Below are 22592 nucleotides of genomic sequence, written 5' to 3' on the forward strand. Positions count from 1 at the left end.
GCCCGCTGAACGCACCTACAGCGCGACGACCACCACGACGATGACGACGAGCGCCACCACGAGCGCGGCGAGCACCCACGGAAGCAATCGGGTCGACGAGGACGTCTGTGAGGACGCCGCTGCGGGACCCATCGCCGCGGGGGCAGGTGCGACCCTCGGGGGCCGGGGCATGACGGGAACGGTGGGCATGGCCGGCGCCGTCGGCGGCACGAACCCCGTCTGCCTGCCTTTGCTCACGGCCCGCAGCGCGGTCACCGTGTCCGCCAACGTCGGACGCAGGTCCGGCTCGGCTCGCAGCAGCTTCTCCAGCGCCGCCGTCAACGGCCCGCTACGGGTAGGGACCACGGGATCGTCGTTGCCCTCCGGGCCGAACGGCGGAGCTCCCTCCACAGCCCTGAACAGCACTGCACCCAGCGCGTACGCGTCCGACTGTGTCGTGGGCGCGCCACCTCGCTTCACCTCCGGCGCCAGGTACGCCGAATCGGTCGCGCCACCGTGGACACCGATGTCGGTGAGCTTCACCCCACCGTCGTCGGCCAACAGGACGTTGCCGGGTTCCACGGCGCCGTGCACCACACCCGAACCGTGAGCCGAGGCGAGGGCCGCACCGAGCGCCGCTCCCAGATAACCGGCTTGCTCCGGAGTGAGAGTGCCGTACTCGTACAGGAACTCGGCCATGTTGCGGGACGGCACGTACTCCATGATCAGCCACACGTCGTCGCCCTCGCGCAACGCGTCGTACAGCGTGACCGCGCTCGGGTGCACCACCTTCATGGCGCGTTTGGCCGCGGCGAGTGCGGTTTCCCTGGCCTGCTCGGGGTCGAGATTCGGGTCGAGGTAGGCACGTTTGGCCGCGACCGTCCGATGCAGCATCGTGTCGAAGGCGAGCCACACGATACCGGCACGACCGCGGCCGATGGGTTGGTCGAGCCTGTACCGCTCACCGACGAGAGCGCCTTCGGTGTCCTTCACACGACCCCTTGTACTGCGATACCGGTCAAACGCGCATCAACGAACGGCATTCCTCACGAGGTCCCTCCGCCGGGCTCCGTGGTCGGCTTCTCGGTAGACGGTGGCGGGTCGTCCGGATCGGTCGTGTCCGTGGGTTCCTCGGTGGTGTCGGTGGTGGTGGTCGTGCTGTCCGTGGTGGTGTCCTCGGTGGTGGTCGAGTCCGAGCCCGGATCGGTGGTCAGTGGGTCGTCGACGACGGGGCCACCCGGGTTCGGGTTCGGTGGGACGAACTCGGTGGTCTCCACGACCTCCTCGGTGGTGGTCGTCGTGGGCGTCTCCGACGTGGTGGTGCTGCTCGTCTGCGACTCCGTGGTCTCCCCGGGCTGGTTGGCGGGGAACTCGGAGGTGTCGTCCTCGCCACCGGAACCGCCGAACACCCACATGACGAACGCCGCCATGCCCGCCACGACCACGGCGCCGATGATGGCGGGCACCTTCCAGTTGCTCTTCTCCTCGGGGTCCGGGGCGGCGGACACCGAGGGCGAGCGGTCGTCGCGGTTTTTGTGGTCCCGGTCCTCGTAGCCCGCCTCGTCGTACCGGTCGTCGTGGTCGTTGTAGGCGCGATCGTCGTAGCGGTCGTGCCCAGCGTCGCCCATGGGCATGGCCCGGGTGGGCGGGGGCGCGACGGTCGTCGGACCGGGACGCTGGTCGTACCGGTCGTAGGTGTCGTGCGCCCGTCCGGAAGCGGGGCCCTCGTCGTAGTACCCGTCGCCGGGGTAGCCGTCGTAGTCGTCGTAGTCGTCGTAGTCCTCGTAGTCGCCGTAGTCGCCGTAGCCGTCGTCGAGGCGGCCGGTGTGGCCTTCTGAGTCGTCGGCGACCGCCGCACCACCCAGCGCCCCGCCGGCGGCGGCACCCGCCGCGCCCAGCACGGTCGTGTCCGGTCCGTCGTCGGCGCCGTTGCTGGGGCCGCCGAGAGGTGTCTCACCACGTGCGACGGCGGCCAACAGCTCCTCGCACTGCTGTGCCGTCGGCCGGTGGTTCACGTCGGGGTGCAGCATCACCGCGAGCACGCTCGTCAGCGGGCCGGAACGGCGAGGAGGATTGATCTGTCCCGCCGCCACCGCGTGCAGCAGGCCCAGCGTGTTCTCGCTCAAACCGAACGGCGGCTGCCCCTCGGACGCGGCGTAGAGGGTGGAACCGAGCGAGAAGACGTCCGACTCGGGACCGGGATCGCCACCCACCGCCACCTCGGGAGCGAGATAGGCGGGAGTTCCCGCGATCATGCCGGTCTTGGTGACCGTGACGTCGTCCGTCGCCCGCGAGATACCGAAGTCGGTGATTTTCACGACGCCGTTGTCGGCGAGCAGGATGTTGCCGGGCTTGATGTCCCGGTGGACGATGCCGACCGCGTGCGCCTCCTTGAGCGCCGACGCGATCTGGGCGCCGATCCTGGCCACCTCGATGGGCGGAAGCGTCTTATGCTTCTGCAGCTCCTGGGCCAGGCTCGTGGACGGCAGGTACTCCATGATCAGGCACGGTTGACCGTTGTCGTCCGTCACCACGTCGAACACGGTGATCGCGTTCGGGTGGTGCAGACGAGCGGCGATCCGTCCCTCACGCATGGTCCGCTGCCGCGCGTCTTCCGCCTCATGCTCGTCGAGGCCGGGCTGGAGCAGGAGTTGCTTGATCGCGACAGTGCGATGCAACACCTCGTCGTGCGCCTGCCAGACGGCGCCCATGGCCCCGGTCCCGACCCGCCTGATGATGCGGTAACGGCCGGCGACCAGGCGACCCTCGTCGCTCACGCGACCTCCTTCGGGCTCGCACATACCGGAGTTCGTGTGCCGGCTTACCGAGACCGACCCGTGACAGACTAGGCTGATTACTCTGCGCATACACGGGTGGCACGCTCGGGGAAGTCGTACACACCCCGACCGAGGGCCACGGTAATGGGCTTACAAGGTCGGTGAGCTTACAGGGCTCGGATCGACAGCAGTGTCGCATGGTTGATGATCGGCTGCGGTCCGTCACTGAAACTCAGGATCTGCGTGATGCGCAGTGGTTTTCCGTGCACCGGCTGCAAGGTGGCGACCACGTGCACCGAACCGTCGGACACCTGGTGCACGTGTTCCACCGTGACGGTCATCGACCGCCACGCCGACAACAGGTGTTCGCGCTCGTCGGCGACGAGGTCGGCTGCCACGGATTCTAGCGCGGCCTCCGGTGACGAGCTCACCCGCGAGTAGAAGTCGCGGACCAGCTCGGCACGGTCCTCGGGGAGGGGAGTGGTCGCCTGCGACCGGGCTTCGACGACGTCCGGATTTGTCGTCGCGGACGGCGTGTCGCGATCGGTCGAGGTGCCGGGAGAGGCCGCCGAGGCCGGTTCCACCGCCGCGGCGGTGCGGCGTGTCGCGGGAGACGATTCCTCCGATGTGTCGGCTGCGTGAACTATGTCGCCCTCGGTTTCCCCTGGGCCATCCCGATCTGTCGAGGAAGACGGGGAAGGCGCGGCGAAACCACCGAGAGCCGCGACTCCCGTGATCCTGTGTTCGCGCACCGGTGGTGCGGCGTCACCGGAGTCGGTGGGTTCGTCGCTGTCACCCGCGATGGTGGCGGCCACCACGACCGACGCCACGAGCGCGGCCGTGGCCACCAACAGGGCGATCAGCTTCGCCCGCCGGGCGAACACGTTCTCGGGTTCGTCCGCGGGTGGTTCCTCGTCGAATTCGCCGGGGTCGGTCGCCTCGGGGGCGCATCCACAGGTTTCGACGTCGTTCAAAGGCACGTCGTCCGCGAGCTTCTCGATCGGAAGTCCGGCGTCGGACGGATCGTCGACGACGACGGTGGGCTCCTGGCCGGATTGGTGCCGGTCGTGCACTGTTGCCCTCGCCTGGTTCGTGTTACGGCCTGCGTCCTTACTGGTTGCAGTGCGGGAATCCACGACCAGACAACCCGCTCGATGGGGTGGCCACCAGCGCCTGTCGGTGGACAGTACGACGGACACGACGAACGGCGCACGACATCACCCAGGCAGAGTAATTTCAGGCCATTCACAGATCCGCACGTGCAAATGAATGTGCGGAAAGTCCGTGCATCCACGGGTGGACAGACCTTTCGGGCTAAGCCCGCCATCACACGATGTCGGCCTCGATCCGATCATCGCTTCCGAAGACGAGCTTGCGGGTCTGCTGCTCGGTGGTGCCGTCGGCGTAGGTCACATCGACCGTGTTGAGGGTGTGGCCCTTGCCGGCGTCGACGTACACCTCACGCACCTCGAAATAGGCGATGTCCTCGTACTTCGCGGCGATCCCCTCGGAGCCCGCGGCGGCGAGCTCACCCGTGGTCATGGCATGCGCGGCCTCGGGATCCTCGGTGACGGTGTTGAAGTAGTCCTGCGACCGTTGCGCGAGGGTCTCGGTGTCGTGCGGCGCCCACAGTGCGACGCGAGCCGCGTCCGTGGTGGCGGGTGTGACCGGTGGCTTCTCGGGCCTGGTCGACGACGGTGCGGCGGCCACGTCGTGCTCGTCCTCCGCGGTGCCGTCGATCGGCCGCCCCGCTTCGGACACCGAGACCGTTCCGGTCTCGCTCCTGGGGTGACTGGTCGCCGATCCGCTCGGTTCGGTGGTTCCGTCGCGCTCCGGTGTCCGACTGTCGACGTCACCTGTGCGCGGCGTGCCGTTGCCCCCGTCGTCATGCAGGACCGACGGCGGGGCACTGTGCTCGGGCCAGCGGTTCAACGCCTGGGCGTCTTCGTCGGAGTCGCTGACCAGCGCGGTGCCCGCCAGCAGCATCGCCACGACGGCGGCTCCCGACGCCGCACCGGAGAACCAGGCGGCTCTGCGCCAGGTACGAGGGGGTGTCACCGATGCGGGAACGGACCCCAGGTTGAACTTGCCGAGACCGCCGGGAGGCGCGACGTAGACACGGATGTCCTCCTCGGCCGGGGCGCGCGGTTCGTCCGGCGGTGCGGTCAGCGTGACCTTGGTGCGCTGGATGGCGGGTTCTTCCGGAACCTCGTCGCCCGGAACGGACAGGACACCCTGGGAGGTGGTGAACTCCACGTCGATCGAACCCGACACCTGTGACACCGGGGGTATCGGCTCGGTGCGGGCGTGGACGGCATGACCGCCACGGACGGACGGAGTCCACGTTCCCGGGGCAGGCCGGTGCTTCCTCACAGCCCGGCGGGGGACGACAGAGATGGGACGGGTATCCGATCCGGGGTCGCCGTGTTCGTCGGGTCGATGGGAAGCGTCGGATGTGCCGTTCATGCCGGGTGGGCGCCTCCTTCCGCTACAGCCGTTGCACCGGCCGGTGTCACCTGAGCGGTGTCCTCACGAAAAGAGACATGCGTACCCGTTTCCACGGGTCCGTGGACCTCGATGCTTGCGACACCCCTCACATTCATCTCAGGCAGCGTAGGAGTTTTCCGCCTCCACCGACGGTCGGAGAGCACCTACGGGCATGTGTTTCACTCTGTTGGGGGCAGCCGGGACCACCGGGGCAACCAGCGGCGACTCCGCCTCCGCCGGGTTGAGGGGCGGTACCCGGCGGAGAACCTGAGGCGGTAGCCGTCGGCTGCCGTCAGCTGCCGCTGCGGTAGCGGGCCTGGGTGGACTGCAGCGCCTTCACCCCCACCGCGCCGGATCCCGCGGCGATGAGGATCGCCAGGATGTCCATCACGGTGCCGCCCGTGGTGAACAGCAGAGCCAACACGGCGCCGGCTGTGCTGCCTCCGGCGATGGGCCATCGGCTACGCACGTAGTCCGCGATCGGACCGCCTCCGGCGCGCTTGTTCGCCGCGCTGTTCAACATGGCCAGGTAACCGACGTGCGCGAGTGTGGCGAGCAGGCCCGCTATCGCGATCACGACGGCGATGATGTTGATGATGTCCATGACACCAGTGTGCAGCCACCCTGCTGTCATCCGGTTCCGGGAGAACCCTGAAATCGGATAGCGCAGGCAGCCGCGGGGCATCGCGGTGTGGTGTGAAAGGTGTATGGTGCCGGCCGAGTGACGTCGGTGACCGACTGTCGGACCGTCGAGAGCCGGTCGAAGACCGAGGGCACCGAGGACTTCAGCGGCCCAGTCGTCCCCTACCGAGATTGAGCAGGGCCATCGCGAGCTGCCTGCCCTCGGGGCCCAGCTCCCGGTACCGCGCGAGGACGTCCATCTCGCGGTTGTAGACGATGCGGGGACCGCCCGCCGCCATCCGAGCCTGCCCGATCGTCTTCGACACCTCGGCGCGGCGTTTCACCAAACGCAGGATCTCGGCGTCGAGCCAGTCGATCTCCTTGCGGAGGTCGTCGATGCTCTTGGCCGTGGCGGGGCCGGAGGAGCCGGTGGGACCTGCGGGGTCGGTGCTGTGAGCCTGGGCGTTCATCCTGACCTCTTCTCACTCGTGGGTCCGGGTCGGCCCGAAGCGACGAAAACCCCGGGTCCGCCGGACTCCGGGGCTTTCGTGACGGTCGATGGCACTACGCGTTCACGGGAGCCGGAGTCCGGTTCCCGTAGAAAAATCGAAACGCGTCGCGCAGCACAGCATCGAGTATGCCACACGATCGGCCCGTCGGACCCCACAGGTAGCGTGGACTCATAATGAGCACCCTGTTCGATCTTCCCCCGGAATCCGCAGGCAGCAGCGCTACGCACGGGCCGCTGCTCGATGATCTGAACCCCGCTCAGCGCGCGGCGGTGGAGCACCAGGGACGCCCACTGCTCGTCGTCGCGGGCGCGGGTTCGGGCAAGACCCGCGTGCTCACCAGGCGGATCGCCTACCTGCTCGCCGCCAGAGACGTGCATCCCGGCCAGATCATGGCCATCACTTTCACCAACAAGGCCGCGGCCGAGATGCGTGACCGCGTGGCCGAGCTCGTCGGACGGCGAGCGGGTGCGATGTGGGTGTCGACGTTCCACTCGATGTGCGTTCGCCTGTTGCGGCGTGAGGCGAAGACTCTGGAGCTGTCCTCGAACTTCTCCATCTACGACGCCGACGACAGCAAGCGGTTGATGGCCCTGGTCGGCCGCGACCTGGAACTCGATCCGAAGCGGTACTCGGCGCGGGTGCTCACCAACCACGTGTCCAACCTGAAGAACGAACTCGTCGACCCCGACGCGGCGGCCGATGCCGCGGCGAGCGACTTCGAACGCAAGGCCGCCGAGGCGTATCGCGAGTACCAGAGCAAGCTGACTCAGGCCAACGCCCTGGACTTCGACGACCTCATCGCCAAGACGGTGGAACTGTTCCAGGTCTTCCCTGACGTGGCCGAGCACTACCGCCGCCGATTCCGGCACGTCCTCGTCGACGAGTACCAGGACACCAACCACGCGCAATACACCCTGGTCAGAGAGCTGGTCGGAACCGGGCCGACCGAATCCGGCCTGTCCCCGTCGGAGTTGTGTGTCGTCGGCGATGCCGACCAGTCGATCTACGCGTTCCGAGGCGCCACCATCCGCAACATCGAGGAGTTCGAGCGAGACTTCCCCGACGCGCGCACCATCCTGCTGGAGCAGAACTACCGGTCGACGCAGACAATCCTGTCGGCGGCCAACGCCGTCATCTCCCGCAACCCCGGGCGCAGGGACAAGCGTCTGTGGACCGACGCGGGCCAGGGCGAACGCATCGTCGGCTACGTGGCCGACAGCGAGCACGACGAGGCGGCGTTCGTGGCCGGGGAGATCGACGCGCTCGTCGACAGCGGCGAGGCGAAGTACTCCGACGTGGCCGTCTTCTACCGGACCAACAACCAGTCCCGGGTGTTCGAGGAGATCTTCATCCGGCTCGGCCTGCCGTACCGGGTCGTCGGCGGAGTTCGGTTCTACGAACGCAAGGAGGTCAGGGACGCGCTCGCATACCTGCGGGTGCTGGCCAATCCCGAGGACACCGTGAGTCTGCGCCGCATCCTCAACGTGCCGAAACGGGGCATCGGGGAGCGGGCCGAGGCCGTGGTGGTGACCCACGCCGAGCGGGAACGCATCTCGTTCGCGTCGGCGTTGCGGGATGCCGTCGACGGTCGGGTTCCGCTGCTGAACCCGCGTTCGCGCAAGGCCATCACCGCGTTCGTGGGGCTGATCGGCGGGCTGCGGGATCTCGTGGACGAGGGCACGGACGTCGCCGACGTCCTGGAAGCGGTGTTGGACCGCACCGGTTACCGCGCCGAGCTGGAGGGCTCGAACGACCCGCAGGACGCCTCGCGGTTGGAGAACCTGGACGAGCTCGTGACGGTGGCGCGGGAATTCACCGAGTTCGCGCAGGCGGTGAGGGCCGCGGAGGTGGGTGAGGACGGAAGCGCCGACGGCGCCGCCGATGTCGGTGATCTCGGTGGCCTCGACGGTGCCGGTGATGCCGGGGTACCCGAGCCGGGATCGCTACCGGCTTTCCTGGAACGCGTGTCGCTGGTGGCCGACGCCGACTCCGTCCCGTCACCCGACGGCGAGGGCGCCGACGAGGCCGACGAGGACGGCGTGGTCACGCTGATGACGGTGCACACGGCGAAGGGGCTCGAATACCCGGTCGTGTTCTGCACGGGCTGGGAGGACGGTGTGTTCCCGCACCTGCGGGCGCTCGGCGAGCCGAAGGAGCTCGCGGAGGAACGCAGGCTCGCCTACGTGGCGATCACGCGTGCCCGGCAGCGGCTGTACGTCTCGCGGGCGTTGGTACGCAGCGCCTGGGGGCAGCCCATGAGCAACCCGGCGTCGCGGTTCCTCGACGAGATCCCTGCCGACCTCGTCGACTGGCGTAGGCGGGCCCCGTCGGCGTCGTCGCGGGAGGCGGGGTCTCCTCGTGCGGCCACGACCTGGGGACGTGGTTCCGGTATCGGCTCGGCGGCCGGTCCGCGCACCACGTCGCCCTCGGGCCTTCGCCGCGCCCGGCCGAGCGACGGTTGGAAGAACACCGTGGCGCTCAAGCTCGACGTGGGCGATCGGGTCAGCCACGACAAGTACGGGCTGGGCACGGTGGTCGCCACGGAGGGCTCGGGGCCGAGGGCCACGGCCACCATCGACTTCGGCAGTGTGGGAACCGTGCGGCTCATGCTGATCGGCAACGTGCCGATGGTGAAACTCTAGGGCCCCGAAGTCTCCGTTTCCGCCGGTTTTTGTCGGACCCCCTCACTACTGTTCGAATCGAACGCAAGTTCGACGGGAGTGAGGTGTGGTGGGGCGAGTGGGAGCCGGAACGGCGCCGGTGCGGGAGGTGGCCGCCGGGAGGTCTGGAAACACCTTCACACGACACACCGCCCGGACGTTGTGGCACGTCCGGGCGGTGTGGGTGGTTGTCGATGTGGCGCGGCTTCGCGCGCGGCCGGAGGTATCGGGGGCGGCTACCTCAGAGGTAGACGCCGCGTGCGGACAGCCAGGCCTGCGGGTCGACCTTCTGGCCGTTCTCGTGCACTTCGAAGTGCAGGTGCGGTCCGGTGGACTGGCCCCGGTTGCCGATGACGGCGATCTGCTCGCCCGCCTTGACCTTCTGGCCGACGTACACCGAGTAGCTGTCCATGTGTCCGTAGACGTGGATGGTGCCGTCGTCGAGCTGGACGCGCACCCACAGGCCGAACCCGCTGGCCGGGCCCGCTTCGATCACCGTGCCGTCGGCGGCGGCCACGATCGGTGTGCCGATGCTGTTGGCGATGTCGATGCCGTAGTGGGTGCCGCCCCACCGGGCGCCGTAGCCGGACGTGAACACGCCGTTCGTCGGTGCCACGAACTTGGGGCGCGCGGCTTCCTCGGCGGCCTTCCGCCGCTCCTCGGCCTCGCGTTCGAGCCGCTCCTCGGTGATCTCGGCGCTTTCGGTGAGCTTCTGCGCCTCGGCGGAAGCGTCGGTGGAGTGCGAGACTTGGAGCAGCACGGGCGCGCCCGCCGGAGCGTTACCGCCGACCCCGGAGGCCCCTCCGGAGTCCAGGGACGCACTCGCGTCGCTGGCGTTGGCCAGCGGGGTGACGTCGGTGTGTCGCTGCGGCGAGGAGTTGCTGGTGTTGGTGTTCTGCAGTGTCTGACCTGCTGCGGCGGCGGCGAAAGCGCCCGCCGCGACCGCGGCCACCATCACACGGCCCCGCAGCGCCGACGAGGGCGCGGGAAGCCGGTGCGAGCCCCGGACACGAACGGTTGCACTGTTCAGTGCTTCCTCGAGTGCCGGGGAAGGATCTTGGCCGCCGGGGGAGCGGTGTCGAGCCAAGTCAGCGCCTTCCATTCCTCGGGGGAGTCAGACCGTGAACCGCCGGGCGGGGGACCCGGGTGAACGGTGTCGGGGTACCGCTCACGTGATTCGTGATCTGACCGTAATGGGGACTGCGGGACAGTAACGAAATGGTGGCGTTGCGGGCAAGGCGCCGTTCGCGATTGCTATGCCGCGAGGGGGTGTTCGGGCGGTGTGGTGACCGCATGACTCAAGGTAGAAGGGGGTCCATCGATGTAATGTGACATCAGTCACATTCAGGCAACCGAGGTTTAAAACGGCGGCCTCGGATCCGGGGTTCCACCGTCCGTCTCGCCACGCGGGCATGGCCTGAGCCCTGTCGCTACGCTCGTCGCCGGAAGCTGCGCGCACCGCGGGCCGCTCCGGCGGGTGCCTCGCGAATGCGCCGTGCGATCCACAAACCGGCTCGGGGGTGGACTATCGGACCACAACGCGCGGATGTGACCGCTGCTCCGACTCAGGCGCATCCGCCACGGACCAGGTCGGTTCTTCATCGGCGATCGGTGCTGCTTGCGATGGCCGTGGCGACCCTCGGCGCCGTGGTGAGCGCGGTGGGCGCTGTCCTGCCCTCCCTGGACGGTGCGCCGCGAGGATTTTCGAGCGCGCCGTTGTTGACGGTGCTGGCCGTGGCTCCCGTGACGTCGGCTTGGTTGCTGCTCCTACGGCCCCGGCTTGGCGCGGCCATGGGCGTGTTGATCGGAGCCGCGGTGCTCGCCCCCGCGGCCGTCGTCCTGGACCTGCAACTGGTGGTGGACCCCTCCACGGCATCCCGCCCCGAGCTGTACCTGCCGCGGGACCTCTCCCTGCCCTCGCCCTCGCTCGGGCTGTGGTTGTTGCTCGCCGGGCACGTGCTCACCCTGGCCGCCGGTGTGACGGCGCTCATGGTGGCCAGGGGGAAATCCGGCCTCGGTGCCGAGGAAGACGACGCCGACGTCGGTTTCCCCGACGTTCCCGGTGTCCCCGGTGTTTTCGGTGTTTTCGATGTTTTCGAGGACACCGGGGACTGGAGGCGACGGCAGGTGCTCGTCGTCTTCCTGGTCGCCGTGGTGGGGGCGTGCGGGCTGTTGATGGCGCCCTTCCACACGACCAGCGTCTACCTGCTGGCGCAGAACGCCTTCGAGGGGCCTGCGGTGGAGCTCGTCGGTCGCGTGTTGTCCGCCTTGGCGCTGTCCGCCGGTGCGGTGTTGCTGGTCGTGCTGCCTCGTAAGGTGTCCGTGGCCAGGGGCGGACTCGTCGGTCTCGCGCTCGCTCTGGCGGCGTTGGGGGCTCCTCCTCTGGTCGCCGCGTTGAGCATGCCGTCGCTCGACCTCGCCGCCGGGCCCTGGCTGGTCGCGGTGGCCGTGCTGGGGTTGTCGTCCTCGGCGGCACGGAAGACGGCGCGGAAGACGAGGGATCTCGCCTCGTCTTCGTCCGGCGTGGCCGAGGCGCGGTTGCCCGGCAGGCGGAAGCTGGAACTGGCGACCGGTGTGCTCGCGCTGCTGACGGGTGTTCTGGCGACCCTGGGAGCGGTGCTACCGCAGTTGGCGACGTCCGGCCCCGGGGATGCCCCCGAGAGCCCGGCGCGGTGGCTCCTACTGGCCGCCGGGGTCGTGGTCGGCGTACTCGGACTCGCGATGCTCGTAGCGCAGGTCGCGGCGGCTGTGCGTCCTGTGCTGTCCGTGGCCTGGGTCGGGGTTCCGCTCGCCGCGACCGCGGTGCTCGACACCGCGCTCACCACGGGCTACACCGGCGCGTCGTTCTCGTCGACCTCGTCGGCGCAGTACGGCATCCCGGTGGGCGGGCTCCTGGACTCCCTCGAACCCGGGTCGATCGGCTCCGGACCCGGTGTGGTGTGGGCGTGGCTGGCGATGGTGGGTGCCGTGGCCACCGCGTGCTGTTCCGTTGTGGCGGGCATGGTGGAACGCGAGGACGCCGAGGACGCCGAGGACGCTGCAGCCACGGAGGACACGGAGGACGCAGAAGTCCCCGAAGACACTGCTGGCACGGGGAGCACCGGCGGTCCCGTCGAGAGCTGGGACGTGGTCCCCCACGGCTTGACGGCGGTGGGGCTGCGGATGCTCATCCCGCTCACAGCGGCGGCGTTGTTGGCGGTCGCCGCGTTCGGGACGCCGTCGGTGACAGCGCCCGAGTACGTCGAGCCGGGACTGTGGTCCGACGTGGGTGCCCCGACGTGGGGGCTGGCGGCGGCGGTCCTCGTCGTCGTCGGTGCCTGCGTGCTGGCGGCGCGCAGCAGGCCGATACGGGCTGTGGCGTTGTTGGCGGGTGCCGCCTGTGTCGTGGGGCTACGTGCGGCCACCCTTCCGCTGGTCGGCGGTGAGATCGACGGCTCGTCGGCGGGCCCGGGGTTGTGGTTCTCCTTGGCCGCGCTGGTCGCGTTGGCCGGATCTGTCGCCATCGTGGCGGTCGGCCGTCGTCGCGCCTGATCTTCGCGTGGAGAATGTGGCGCGAGCATCACTCGTCCGTGTCGGCGCGGGCGCGATATTCGCCACATTCTCCAGCTCAGGCGGGGTTCGGTGACCGAGTTCACCTGATGTGAGCGGCCTCGCCGGCGGTCGGATCGATAGGGTCAACGGCGTCCGGCAGCACGGTTTACAAAACCACATTGGCGTGTCGTCAGGAGACAGAAGTAGTGGACCTCTACGAGTATCAGGCGAAGGAGCTTTTCGCTGCCCACGGCGTACCCGTACTTCCGGGATCCGTGGTCAGCGAGGCCGAAGAAGCCCGCCGGGCGGCTGAGGAAATCGGCGGCCAGGTGGTTGTGAAGGCTCAGGTGAAGACAGGCGGCCGGGGTAAGGCCGGTGGCGTGAAGCTCGCCGCCGACCCGGCCGAAGCGGTGGAGAAGGCCCGAGCGATCCTCGGACTGGACATCAAGGGACATGTGACGCGCCGGGTGCTGGTAACCGAGGCGTCCGAGATCGCCGAGGAGTACTACTTCTCGTTCCTGCTCGACCGTGCCAACCGCACTTTCCTGGCCATGGCTTCCGCCGAGGGTGGCATGGAGATCGAGCAGCTCGCCGTCGAGCGTCCCGAGGCGCTGGCGAAGGTCCCGGTCGATCCGCTGACCGGTGTCGACCTCGACAAGGCGCGGGACATCGTCACCCAGGCCAACTTCCCCGAGGCCGTGCGGGAGAAGGCCGCCGAGGTGATCGTCAAGCTGTGGGAGACGTTCGTCTCCGAGGACGCCACCCTGGTCGAGGTGAACCCGCTGGTGCGGGATCCGAAGGACGAGATCATTGCCCTCGACGGCAAGGTGACGCTCGACGACAATGCGGAGTTCCGGCAGCCGAAGCACGCTGACTTCGTCGACGTCGAGGCGGAGGACCCCCTGGAGGCCAAGGCCAAGGACAAGGGCCTCAACTACGTGAAGCTCGACGGCCAGGTCGGCATCATCGGCAACGGCGCGGGACTGGTCATGTCCACGCTGGACGTCGTGGCCTACGCGGGCGAGCGCCACGGTGGTGTGCGTCCGGCGAACTTCCTCGACATCGGTGGTGGCGCGTCGGCCGAGATCATGGCGGCTGGGCTGGACGTCATCCTCGGTGACCCGGACGTCAAGAGCGTGTTCGTCAACGTGTTCGGCGGTATCACCGCGTGCGACGCGGTGGCCAACGGCATCGTCGAGGCGCTGAAGATCCTCGGCGACGACGCCACCAAGCCGCTGGTCGTGCGGCTCGACGGCAACAACGTCGAGGAGGGCCGCCGCATCCTCGCCGAGGCGGCGCACCCGCTCGTGACGCTGGTGGACACGATGGACAGCGCGGCCGACAAAGCCGCCGAGTTGGCTGCGGCAGGTGCGTGAAAGACATGTCGATTTTTCTGAACAGCGAATCCAAGATCATCGTCCAGGGCCTCAGTGGTTCCGAGGGCACCAAGCACGCCACCAAGATGCTGGCGGCCGGTTCCAACATCGTCGGCGGTGTGAACGCCCGTAAGGCGGGCCAGACCGTCACCATCGGCGGCAAGGACCTGACCGTCTTCGGCACCGTCGAAGAGGCCATGAAGGAGACGGGCGCCGACGTCAGCGTGATCTTCGTGCCGCCGAAGTTCGCCAAGGACGCGGTCATCGAGGCCATCGACGCCGAGATCCCGCTCGCGGTCGTGATCACCGAGGGCATCCCGGTGCACGACTCGGCCGGTTTCTGGGCGCACGCGTGCGCGAAGGGCAACAAGACCCGGATCATCGGCCCGAACTGCCCGGGCATCATCTCGCCGGGACAGTCCAACGCGGGCATCATTCCGGCCGACATCACCGGCCCCGGCAGGATCGGCCTGGTGTCGAAGTCCGGCACGTTGACCTACCAGATGATGTATGAGCTGCGGGACATCGGTTTCTCGACCGCCATCGGTATCGGTGGTGACCCGATCATCGGCACCACGCACATCGATGCGCTGGAGGCGTTCCAGGCCGACCCGGACACCGACCTCATCGTGATGATCGGTGAGATCGGCGGGGACGCCGAGGAGCGCGCCGCCGAGTACATCAAGGCCAACGTCACCAAGCCCGTCGTCGGCTACGTCGCCGGGTTCACCGCGCCCGAGGGCAAGACGATGGGCCACGCGGGCGCGATCGTGTCGGGTTCGTCCGGGACCGCGCAGGCGAAGAAGGAGGCCCTGGAGGCCGCCGGCGTGAAGGTGGGCAAGACCCCCACCGAGACCGCCGAGCTTGCGCGCGAGCTCTACAAGGCGCTGTAACGGACCGCCGGTCAGCGACGAATTCTCACAAAACAAGGGTCGGGCTTCCTGCCCGGCCCTTGTTTTGTGCGCGAAGCGCCCTGTGTAAAAAGGCACCGAACGCCGAAACCGTGCGCGTCGGGCGTACGTCGAATACTTCGGTAGGTGCCGGACGGCGGCATGGTCGTAAGCATGCCTTCGAGCGACCACGCCATTCGAGCTCGATATGACAGGAGAACACGGATGACCTTCCCGAGCAGCACACCTGGCGGGTTTCCTGCCCAGGGCCCGCAGCAGCCGCACCAGTCGTATCCGGGAGCGCCGTCCACCGGACGGCCGTCGCTTTCGCTGCCGCAGATTCTGCTGTTGGCGACGGGTGGCCTCGGGGTGCTCAACCTGTTCCTCGGTTTCGCGACTTTCGCCGCAGATAGAAGCTTCTACGAGAGCTTTGTGGGGTGGGTGCCCGCGTTGCTGTTCATCGCGGGATTGACCGCCGTGTTCGGTTTTCTGCCCGGTGAGCAGAAGCCGGGTCCGTGGCCGGCGGCCCTTTCCGTGGGGGGCATGCTTCCGTTCTTGTTCACCGTTTTTCAGGCCAGCAACCTGAAGGTGGGCGGCATCCTCGTGCTGATCTTCGGCATCCTGCAGATGGGTGCAGCCGTGGCTGGCTACCTGTTCGACTCCGGCATCATCAAGGCGCCGACTCCGCAGGCGCAGTCACCCTACGGCCAGTCGCCCTACGGTCAGCAGCCTTACGGTCAGCAGTCCCCGTACGGTCAGCAGCAGGTCCAGCCTGGTCAGCAGTCCCCGTACGGTCAGCAGCAGGTCCAGCCCGGTCAGCAGCCCCCGTACGGTCAGCAGCAGCCTTCGTCGGAGCCCTCGGGCAGTTTCCCCTCGGCCCAGTCCCCGAACTTCTCCCAGCCGATGCAGCAGCCCACGCAGTACGCCCCGCAGCAGGGCCAGTTCTTCCACCAGCCCTCGGGGGAATCCGAGCAGTCCGAGCAGAAGTCCGACCAGCAGTCGGACCAGCAGAACAATCCCGGTCAGTCCGGCAGCTGACAGCGGAACCCGACACGGACGGACGGTGCCTCGTCCGGGTGAGGCGAATCTCACCGCGATCACCGCTCGCGGCGTGGCTCACCCGACCGGGCCTGTGCCGGTGCGAGGGTGCCCACTATGGGCAGGTTCACCGCGTCCGTGTCCGGGCTCACCATGGGGGAAGGTGATGTGATGCGCTCAGGCCGAGCGCGTGTGCTCCTCGGCGTCGCGCTCGGCCCGATCGTCACCGGTTACGCGGTGGTGGCCAGCCTGCTCGTGCTGGTGGCGGCCCTCGCGCCCAGATCGGAGTTCTCTGCCGGCGGTGTACTCGCCGCTGCCTGTCCCGCGTGGTTGGCGGCCTATCAGGTGCCGCTCGACATCGGTGGCGCCCCACTGGGGGTGCTGCCGATGTTGCCCACGCTCGGTGCCGTTCTCCTGGTGTTCCGTACCGCCGCCTCGGCGGTACGACGTCTCGACGAGGCCGCTTCCAGGCGGTCCGGTCGGCTGTCCCGTGCGGCGTCCGTGGTGGGCACGGTCGTGGTCGCGCACGCGTTGTTCGCCGTGGTGGCTGTCGGGGTGGCCGCGGGGTCGGCCGTGGAGGGGCGGCTTCCCGAGGCGATCCTCACCCCCACCGTTCTGGCCGGTGGCGCAGCAGCTTCAGGAGCGGCCTTCGTGACCTCGGCGAATTGGTCGAAGCGGCTGGACCCGGTGGCCGTGCGCGGTATGCGGGCGGGCCTGATCGGCTTCGGCGCTCTGTTCGCGGTGGGGACGTTGCTGTTTCTGGGGGCCACGCTGGCGGCGTGGTCGACGTTGGGGGAGTTGTTCTCCGCGTACTCGCCGGATGCGGGCAGCGCGGTGGGAATGCTGCTGTTGTCGCTGGGCTACGTGCCCAACGCGACCGTGCTCGCGGTGAGTGTGCTGACCGGCGGTGGTTTCGTCATCGGCGAGGTTTCGGTGAGCGCGCTCGCGATGACACCCGGTCCGGTGCCCGCGGTGCCGGTGCTGGCGGGACTGCCCGCCGAGTACGGCGCGTGGTGGCCCCTGCTGCTGGTGGTGCCTGCCGTGATCGGGGTGGGCGTGGGTTGGTCGCTGCGGGAAGTGGACAGGCGCTTGAGTGCGCGGTTGCGGGCCGTGTTCGTCGCGGGAACCGTGTGCGGCTTCTGTGCCGTGGTGGTGGCCGCGTTCGCCGGGGGTGCCCTGGGCGGCGGTGCGTACGATCCCGTGGCGGTCCGGGTCGAGTTGTTCTCGTTGGCCGCGTTCGCTTTCGTCGTCGTGCCGGGCGGAGTGGTGGCGTGGTTGACCGGGTCGGGACGAAAGCCACGTCGCACCCCTCGACGCTGAGGCGACGAGGCGGCCTTTAGGCTGGATGTCACCAGGTCAGTTGACGTGTGCGCCATCGGCGCACGGCCCGGCTAGGAGACCCCCACTGACTGTCAGTTTGCAGCTGCCCGTGCCGGTGAAGCTCGTCGTACTCGCTTCCGGTTCGGGGACCCTGTTGCAGGCCGTGCTCGACGCGGTGGGTGATGACGACTTCCCCGCCGAGGTCGTGGCGGTGGGAACCGACCGCGAGAAAGCGCAGGCCTTGAAGCGGGCCGAGCGGGCGGGTGTGCCGACGTTCACCGTCAGAACCAGTGACTATCCCGATCGGGCGGCGTGGGACAGGGCTCTCACCGAAGCCGTTGCCGTTCACCGTCCCGACCTCGTGGTGTCCGCGGGTTTCCTCAAGATCCTCGGGCCGGAGTTCCTGTCCCGTTTTCCCAACCGGGTGATCAATACCCATCCGGCGCTGCTGCCCGCGTTCCCGGGTATTCGGGCCGTGGCCGACGCGCTGGAGCTCGGGGCCAAGGTCACCGGGTCGACCGTGCATTTCGTGGACGCGGGGGTGGACACGGGGCCGATCATCGCGCAGGAAGCCGTGGTCGTGGAACCCGAGGACAACGAGGTGACGTTGCACGAGCGCATCAAGGCGGTGGAGCGCAGGCTGCTCGTGGACGTCATCGCGAAACTGGCCCGTGCGGGGTGCACGGTGGACGGACGGAAGGTGAGGTTCTCGTGAGCGAGCGGACCCCGGTGCCGGGACAGCGGCCCGTGCGACGGGCGTTGATCGGCGTGTCCGACAAGAGTGGACTGTTGGAGCTGGCGACAGGCCTGCACGCGGCCGGTGTGGAGATCGTCTCCACCGGCGGCACGGCGAAGGTGATCGCCGACGCCGGGGTGCCCGTGACAGCGGTCGAGGAGGTCACCGGATTCCCCGAGTCGTTCGACGGCAGGGTCAAGACGTTGCACCCGAGGGTGCACGCCGGTTTGCTCGCCGACACCACGCGTGAGGACCACGTCGAGCAGCTGCGGTCGCTCGACATCGCGCCGTTCGACCTGCTCGTGGTGAATCTCTACCCGTTCGCGAGCACCGTCGCGTCGGGTGCCGCGCCGGACGAGTGTGTGGAGAACATCGACATCGGCGGCCCCGCCATGGTGCGGGCGGCGGCGAAGAACCACACCAGCGTCGCGGTGGTCGTGGATCCCTCGCGTTACGACTGGGTGCTGCAACGCGTTCGGGAGGGCGGTTTCGGGCTGGCCGAGCGGAAGCGGCTGGCCGCCGAGGCGTACGCCCACACGGCCGCCTACGACGTGGCGGTGGCGTCGTGGTTCGCGACTTCGTACGCACCCGCCGACGACACCGACGACACCGACGACAGCACCGACACCGAGGCCGGTGGGGGCACGGCTGTCGATCTGCCCGACTTCCTCGGCGGCACCTGGCGGCGGCACGCGGTGCTGCGCTACGGCGAGAACCCGCACCAGCGGGCCGCGCTGTACCGCGACTCCACGTCGGGCGGGCTCGCCCACGCCGAGCAGCTGCACGGCAAGGAGATGTCGTACAACAACTATGTCGACACCGATGCGGCGCGTCGCGCGGCGTTCGACTTCTCCGAACCTGCCGTGGCGATCATCAAACACGCCAACCCGTGTGGTATCGCCGTGGGCGTGGACGCCGCCGAGGCACACCGTAAGGCACACGCGTGTGACCCGCTGTCGGCCTTCGGCGGTGTGATCGCGGTGAACCGACCGGTGACTCCGGAACTGGCCGAGCAGATCGCGGACGTGTTCACCGAGGTCGTGCTCGCCCCCGACTTCGACGCCGAGGCGTTGGAGGTGCTGCAGCAGAAGAAGAACATCCGCCTGCTGCGGCTGCCGGAACAGGGCAGTTCGGGCACCACGGAGTTGAGGCCCATCTCGGGCGGGATGTTGGTGCAGACCGCCGACCGGATCGACGCCGAGGGCGACGACCCGGCCAACTGGACACTCGCCACCGGTGAGCCCGTGGACGCAGACACCCTGGCCGACCTGGCGTTCGCCTGGCGGGCGATCCGGTCGGTGAAGTCCAACGCGATCCTGCTCGCCCACCAGCAGGCCACGGTGGGGGTCGGCATGGGACAGGTGAACCGGGTCGACGCGGCCCGGCTGGCCGTGAACAGGGCGGGAGATCGGGCCAAGGCGGCGGTGGCGGCCTCGGACGCGTTCTTCCCCTTCCCCGACGGCCTGCAGGTGCTCCTCGACGCGGGTGTGCGCGCGGTGGTGCAGCCCGGCGGGTCCGTCCGGGACGCTGAGGTGCTCGCCGCGGCCGAAGCGGCGGGAGCCACCGTCTACCACACCGGAACGCGCCACTTCACTCACTGACGTCCGCTCCGGTCGCCTCGCGGAAGTCGCGGGAGACGCGGGAGACGGAGCCTTCACCCGGTAGGCCCTCGATCGCACGAAGATCGAGGGCCTACCGGTTTTTTTCGTGTTCGTTCGAGTCACGCGTAGCGCCGTCACCCGGGCCGGTGTCCCGGCTTGACACCCCCCGCACGCTCGCCGTTTACTGAATTCATCGAACGCAAGTTCGATAGCGGTATGCGGTCTTTCCCGGGGTATGCCACGCTTACGGGCGGCGACGGTGGCGTACTCGGCTAAGGCTCCACGGACCCACCGACCGATGAGTCCGTGCACTTCTTCGTCCCGTACCCGTCGAGGTCAGTCGATGGGTGGCTCTCCCGGCTCCAGTTCGATCAGGTCGCCGTCGGCGAGCAAGTCCTCGATCGACGCGGGCAGCAGGTATGCCGCGCCACCGCCCGGCTGATTGAACCACGGGATGGCGACACCGGCGAGCACACGAATGGGGCGCTGCACCCGGTACACGTGGTACGGGCGGTTGACCCATTCCGGCACGAGCGACCGTTCCTCGAACGGGGTGCCCGCGGCGTAGGTGAGGTTGCCGTTGGGACCACCGAAGCGGTCGAGTTCGCTGCCCACGGGAAGGTCACGCATCTCCTTGCCGCGGAACAGCGTGAGTGGCGGTTCACCCGGCAGCGGCTGGATGGGCCACTGTTGGCTGCCCTTGCCGACTTGGCCGTTGCGGCCCTGCGTGGCGGGTTCGGCGGGCCGGGGCCCGTCATGGCGCGAAGACGCGGGTGGCGTGGGCGGTACCGGTGCTGCGGGCCCACCCTGGGGTGGTTGCGGCCCACGAGCCCCCGCCTCCTCCCCGGGCGGGGCGGGCATCCGCTGTTCACCCGCCGGCTCCTGCGGCGCCGGTGGCCGCATGCCCGTGGCTACGTCGGACGACACGGTGGTGGTGACCCGCTGCGGAGGTGTGGGCCTGTCCTGCTGCGGAGAGAGTTGCCTCTGCGGGAGGTCACCGCTCTGCAGCGGGGGAACCGGTGTTCCCGACATGCTCTCCTCCAGTGTGAGCAGCAGCTTGCCGAGCATGAACGCCGCCGCGTCCTCCACGTCCCCGAACACGGCGGGACTGGTCAGCTGGTTGTCGTCGTACCGGCCGACGCGCCAGCCTTCTCCGACTTCCTCCAGCGCCCAGCCCTGTTCCGCGGGCTCACCGATGCGGTAGGCCCATTCGGGCACGCCGAGTTCGTCCAGCCGGTCCTGCATGTTCTCCAACACCGGCTCGTCGTAGACGAGCGGGCCGGCGGAGTACTCGGTGGGCGGGCCGCCGTCGTCGTCGTGGGAGTGTGCGGGTTCGGGCTGGTCCTCGGGTTCGGGCCTTCGATCCGGTGCCCGGCCCCGTTCGGTGGCCTCGGGCACGGGCGGGCCCGCCGGTTGCGGCGGCGTGATCGTGGTGGGCGGTCCGTCGTCGAGCACGGCCGCGGGGGTGTAGGTCGTCGCCGCGTCGGCGGGGTGCTCAGGACGCGTGGGATCGTCCGGGTGCTCGTCCTCGTAGCCGTGTTCGTCGTAGCCGCGTTCCTCGTACGGCTCGTCCTCGTACGGCTCGTCCCGGTAGGGCCGGTTCTCGTAACCTTCCCGGCCCTGCTGTTCGTAGTGTTCGTCCTCGTAGCGCTCGTCGCGGTAATCCTCGGCGTACTCCCGTTCGTCGTAACGGGAGTCCTCGGGGCGGCCGTCGTCCTCGGCGAACTGTGGTGGCGCGGCCACCCGGGTGCGTTCCGCGTCGCTTTCCCCGAAGCGCTGGTCTTCGTAGGGTTCGTAGGGTTCGCCGTGCCGTTCGGGCTCGTAGTCCTGTGGTGCGCCCTGCACCGGAGCCGCGACCCGGGTGCGTTCGGCGTCGCTTTCGGGCGGCTCCTCGTCGTACGGCGGGCGCGGTGGCTCCTGCGTGTGTTCCACGGGAGCACGCTGGGCGGCGGGCTCGGGCTGCTCGGGTGCCCGTTCCTGCTCGGGCGCCGGAGGAACGGGACGTTGCGGCAGAGGCGGCGGCCCGCTTCGCGAAACATGGGCCGCGGCGGCCTGCCTGGCGGCATCGGGCACGTCGGGGATGACGAACCCGTTCGCGCGGATGTGCTGCACGAGATCGGGGTCGGGCGCGATCCCGTACTTGCGTAGGTAGTAGTTGACGGCCGCAGGCCAGATCCACGTGCCGTCGCTGTGGAAGGCGATGGGCACGGTGCTTTCGGGAGTGTCGGCCAGCCGGTCGAGGTCGACCCCTCGGCCGGGCACCACCACCGGGGCGCCGTCGAGGTAGTCGAGCAGCTTGTCCCGCTCTTCGGCGTCCAGCTCCGGCCTGTTCACCACCGGACGCCCACCGGAGCTCACACCGTCGAAGACACGGGCCATGCGGAAACGCGGACCGGGGCGTTCCGGCCCGAGACCCGCCATGCGGCGCATGAGCCAGTCCGGCACGTTCTCCTCGGTGCGGGGGAACATGCGCAGTTCGTCGGCGTACGCCTGGGGCGGCGGGGCGAGATCCCAGTCGGGCTCCTCCCGGTCGTATTCGAGGTTGTAGCTCGACGGGTGGTCGAGCTGGTAGCGGGCGTTGAACCACGTCCCGCGTCCCTCGCGATACATGCCCGCGCGCAACCGGCCAAACAGGCTGGCGATGTCGTGGGTAGCGCTCCACTGCTGGGTGGTTCCGTCGGCAAGGGCGACTTCACCGGTCAGTTCGTGGTATTTCCCTACAGCGCGGTACTCGACGGTCACCCGGCGCCAGTCGCGCGGGGCCGCTCGCAGCAAGGAGAGACCGATCTGCTTGACCAGAGTGTCCTGCTCGGTTGCGTTCAGCTGGGTCGGTTGAGCCACGACAACATCTTGACCAATGAACGCCGTTGATGCACGGCACATGTGCAGATCATCGCGATCCTTTGGTCAACTTACGTGCCCGCAAGGGGTAAACCGAGTGCGGAGCGCCACATTTCACCGGATCGAAGCAACCTTGGAATGGGAAAGCGACAAGCATCGGGCCGTGATGGCTACTGAACGTACTCAATCGACCCCACCTGATCCCCCGAACACCGCTTTCGGG

At 68.7% G+C, this 22592-nt stretch carries 16 protein-coding genes; 8 read left to right on the top strand and 8 right to left on the bottom strand.

Annotation, left to right across the window (positions count from 1 at the left end):
* Positions 1–15: 15 nt before the first annotated feature.
* From M7H19_RS03795 to M7H19_RS03820, 6 genes are all read right to left on the bottom strand, one after another.
* Positions 16–972: a serine/threonine-protein kinase gene (locus M7H19_RS03795; RefSeq protein WP_298177138.1), complete on the bottom strand. Its 957-nt coding sequence runs from the start codon at positions 970–972 to the stop codon at positions 16–18.
* 53 nt (positions 973–1025) lie between these two features.
* Positions 1026–2756 (bottom strand): serine/threonine-protein kinase, encoded by a 1731-nt coding sequence (locus M7H19_RS03800; protein WP_298177140.1) that lies wholly within the window; start codon positions 2754–2756, stop codon positions 1026–1028.
* 167 nt (positions 2757–2923) lie between these two features.
* Positions 2924–3892, bottom strand: a complete 969-nt coding sequence (locus tag M7H19_RS03805; protein ID WP_298177142.1) for a hypothetical protein — start codon at positions 3890–3892, stop codon at positions 2924–2926.
* Positions 3893–4082: 190 nt separating this feature from the next.
* Positions 4083–5030, bottom strand: a complete 948-nt coding sequence (locus M7H19_RS03810; RefSeq protein ID WP_298177145.1) for a hypothetical protein — start codon at positions 5028–5030, stop codon at positions 4083–4085.
* Positions 5031–5535: 505 nt separating this feature from the next.
* Complete coding sequence (locus M7H19_RS03815; protein WP_298177147.1) at positions 5536–5847, bottom strand: hypothetical protein; 312 nt, start codon at positions 5845–5847, stop codon at positions 5536–5538.
* Between the two features lie 181 nt (positions 5848–6028).
* Complete coding sequence (locus tag M7H19_RS03820) at positions 6029–6334, bottom strand: chorismate mutase (protein ID WP_298177148.1); 306 nt, start codon at positions 6332–6334, stop codon at positions 6029–6031.
* A gap of 215 nt (positions 6335–6549) precedes the next feature.
* Between M7H19_RS03820 and M7H19_RS03825 the strand changes: the two genes are divergently transcribed.
* A complete protein-coding gene (locus tag M7H19_RS03825; protein WP_298177150.1) occupies positions 6550–9018 on the top strand; it encodes a UvrD-helicase domain-containing protein in 2469 nt (822 codons plus the stop codon).
* A gap of 259 nt (positions 9019–9277) precedes the next feature.
* Here M7H19_RS03825 and M7H19_RS03830 read toward each other — a convergent pair whose 3' ends face one another.
* Complete coding sequence (locus M7H19_RS03830; RefSeq protein WP_298177152.1) at positions 9278–9991, bottom strand: M23 family metallopeptidase; 714 nt, start codon at positions 9989–9991, stop codon at positions 9278–9280.
* Positions 9992–10659: 668 nt separating this feature from the next.
* Between M7H19_RS03830 and M7H19_RS03835 the strand changes: the two genes are divergently transcribed.
* The 7 genes from M7H19_RS03835 to purH all read left to right on the top strand — a co-directional run bounded on the left by M7H19_RS03835 (position 10660) and on the right by purH (position 19528).
* Positions 10660–12567 carry a hypothetical protein gene (locus tag M7H19_RS03835; protein ID WP_298177154.1) on the top strand — a complete coding sequence of 636 codons (1908 nt, stop codon included), beginning with the start codon at positions 10660–10662 and terminating at the stop codon, positions 12565–12567.
* A gap of 206 nt (positions 12568–12773) precedes the next feature.
* Positions 12774–13943, top strand: a complete 1170-nt coding sequence (gene sucC / locus M7H19_RS03840; protein ID WP_298177156.1) for an ADP-forming succinate--CoA ligase subunit beta — start codon at positions 12774–12776, stop codon at positions 13941–13943.
* 5 nt (positions 13944–13948) lie between these two features.
* The gene (gene sucD / locus M7H19_RS03845) at positions 13949–14836 is read left to right on the top strand and encodes a succinate--CoA ligase subunit alpha (RefSeq protein ID WP_298177159.1); all 888 of its coding nucleotides are present in this window, start codon (positions 13949–13951) and stop codon (positions 14834–14836) included.
* 222 nt (positions 14837–15058) lie between these two features.
* Positions 15059–15871, top strand: a complete 813-nt coding sequence (locus M7H19_RS03850) for a DUF5336 domain-containing protein (protein ID WP_298177160.1) — start codon at positions 15059–15061, stop codon at positions 15869–15871.
* A 117-nt stretch (positions 15872–15988) separates the two neighbouring features.
* Entirely contained in the window at positions 15989–17191 is a 1203-nt protein-coding gene (locus M7H19_RS03855) for a DUF6350 family protein (protein WP_298177162.1), read from the top strand.
* Positions 17192–17288: 97 nt separating this feature from the next.
* A complete protein-coding gene (purN, locus tag M7H19_RS03860; protein ID WP_298177164.1) occupies positions 17289–17906 on the top strand; it encodes a phosphoribosylglycinamide formyltransferase in 618 nt (205 codons plus the stop codon).
* Positions 17903–19528 carry a bifunctional phosphoribosylaminoimidazolecarboxamide formyltransferase/IMP cyclohydrolase gene (gene purH / locus M7H19_RS03865; RefSeq protein ID WP_298177166.1) on the top strand — a complete coding sequence of 542 codons (1626 nt, stop codon included), beginning with the start codon at positions 17903–17905 and terminating at the stop codon, positions 19526–19528. The genes purN and purH overlap by 4 nt, the downstream gene beginning before the upstream one ends.
* Before the next feature lie 336 nt (positions 19529–19864).
* Here the strand turns inward: purH and M7H19_RS03870 are convergent, their stop codons facing one another.
* Positions 19865–22369, bottom strand: coding sequence for a glycohydrolase toxin TNT-related protein (locus M7H19_RS03870; protein ID WP_298177168.1), 2505 nt, complete (start codon positions 22367–22369; stop codon positions 19865–19867).
* Positions 22370–22592: the final 223 nt, after the last annotated feature.

Source organism: Saccharomonospora sp., from assembly GCF_027317685.1.
Lineage (GTDB): Bacteria > Actinomycetota > Actinomycetes > Mycobacteriales > Pseudonocardiaceae > Saccharomonospora.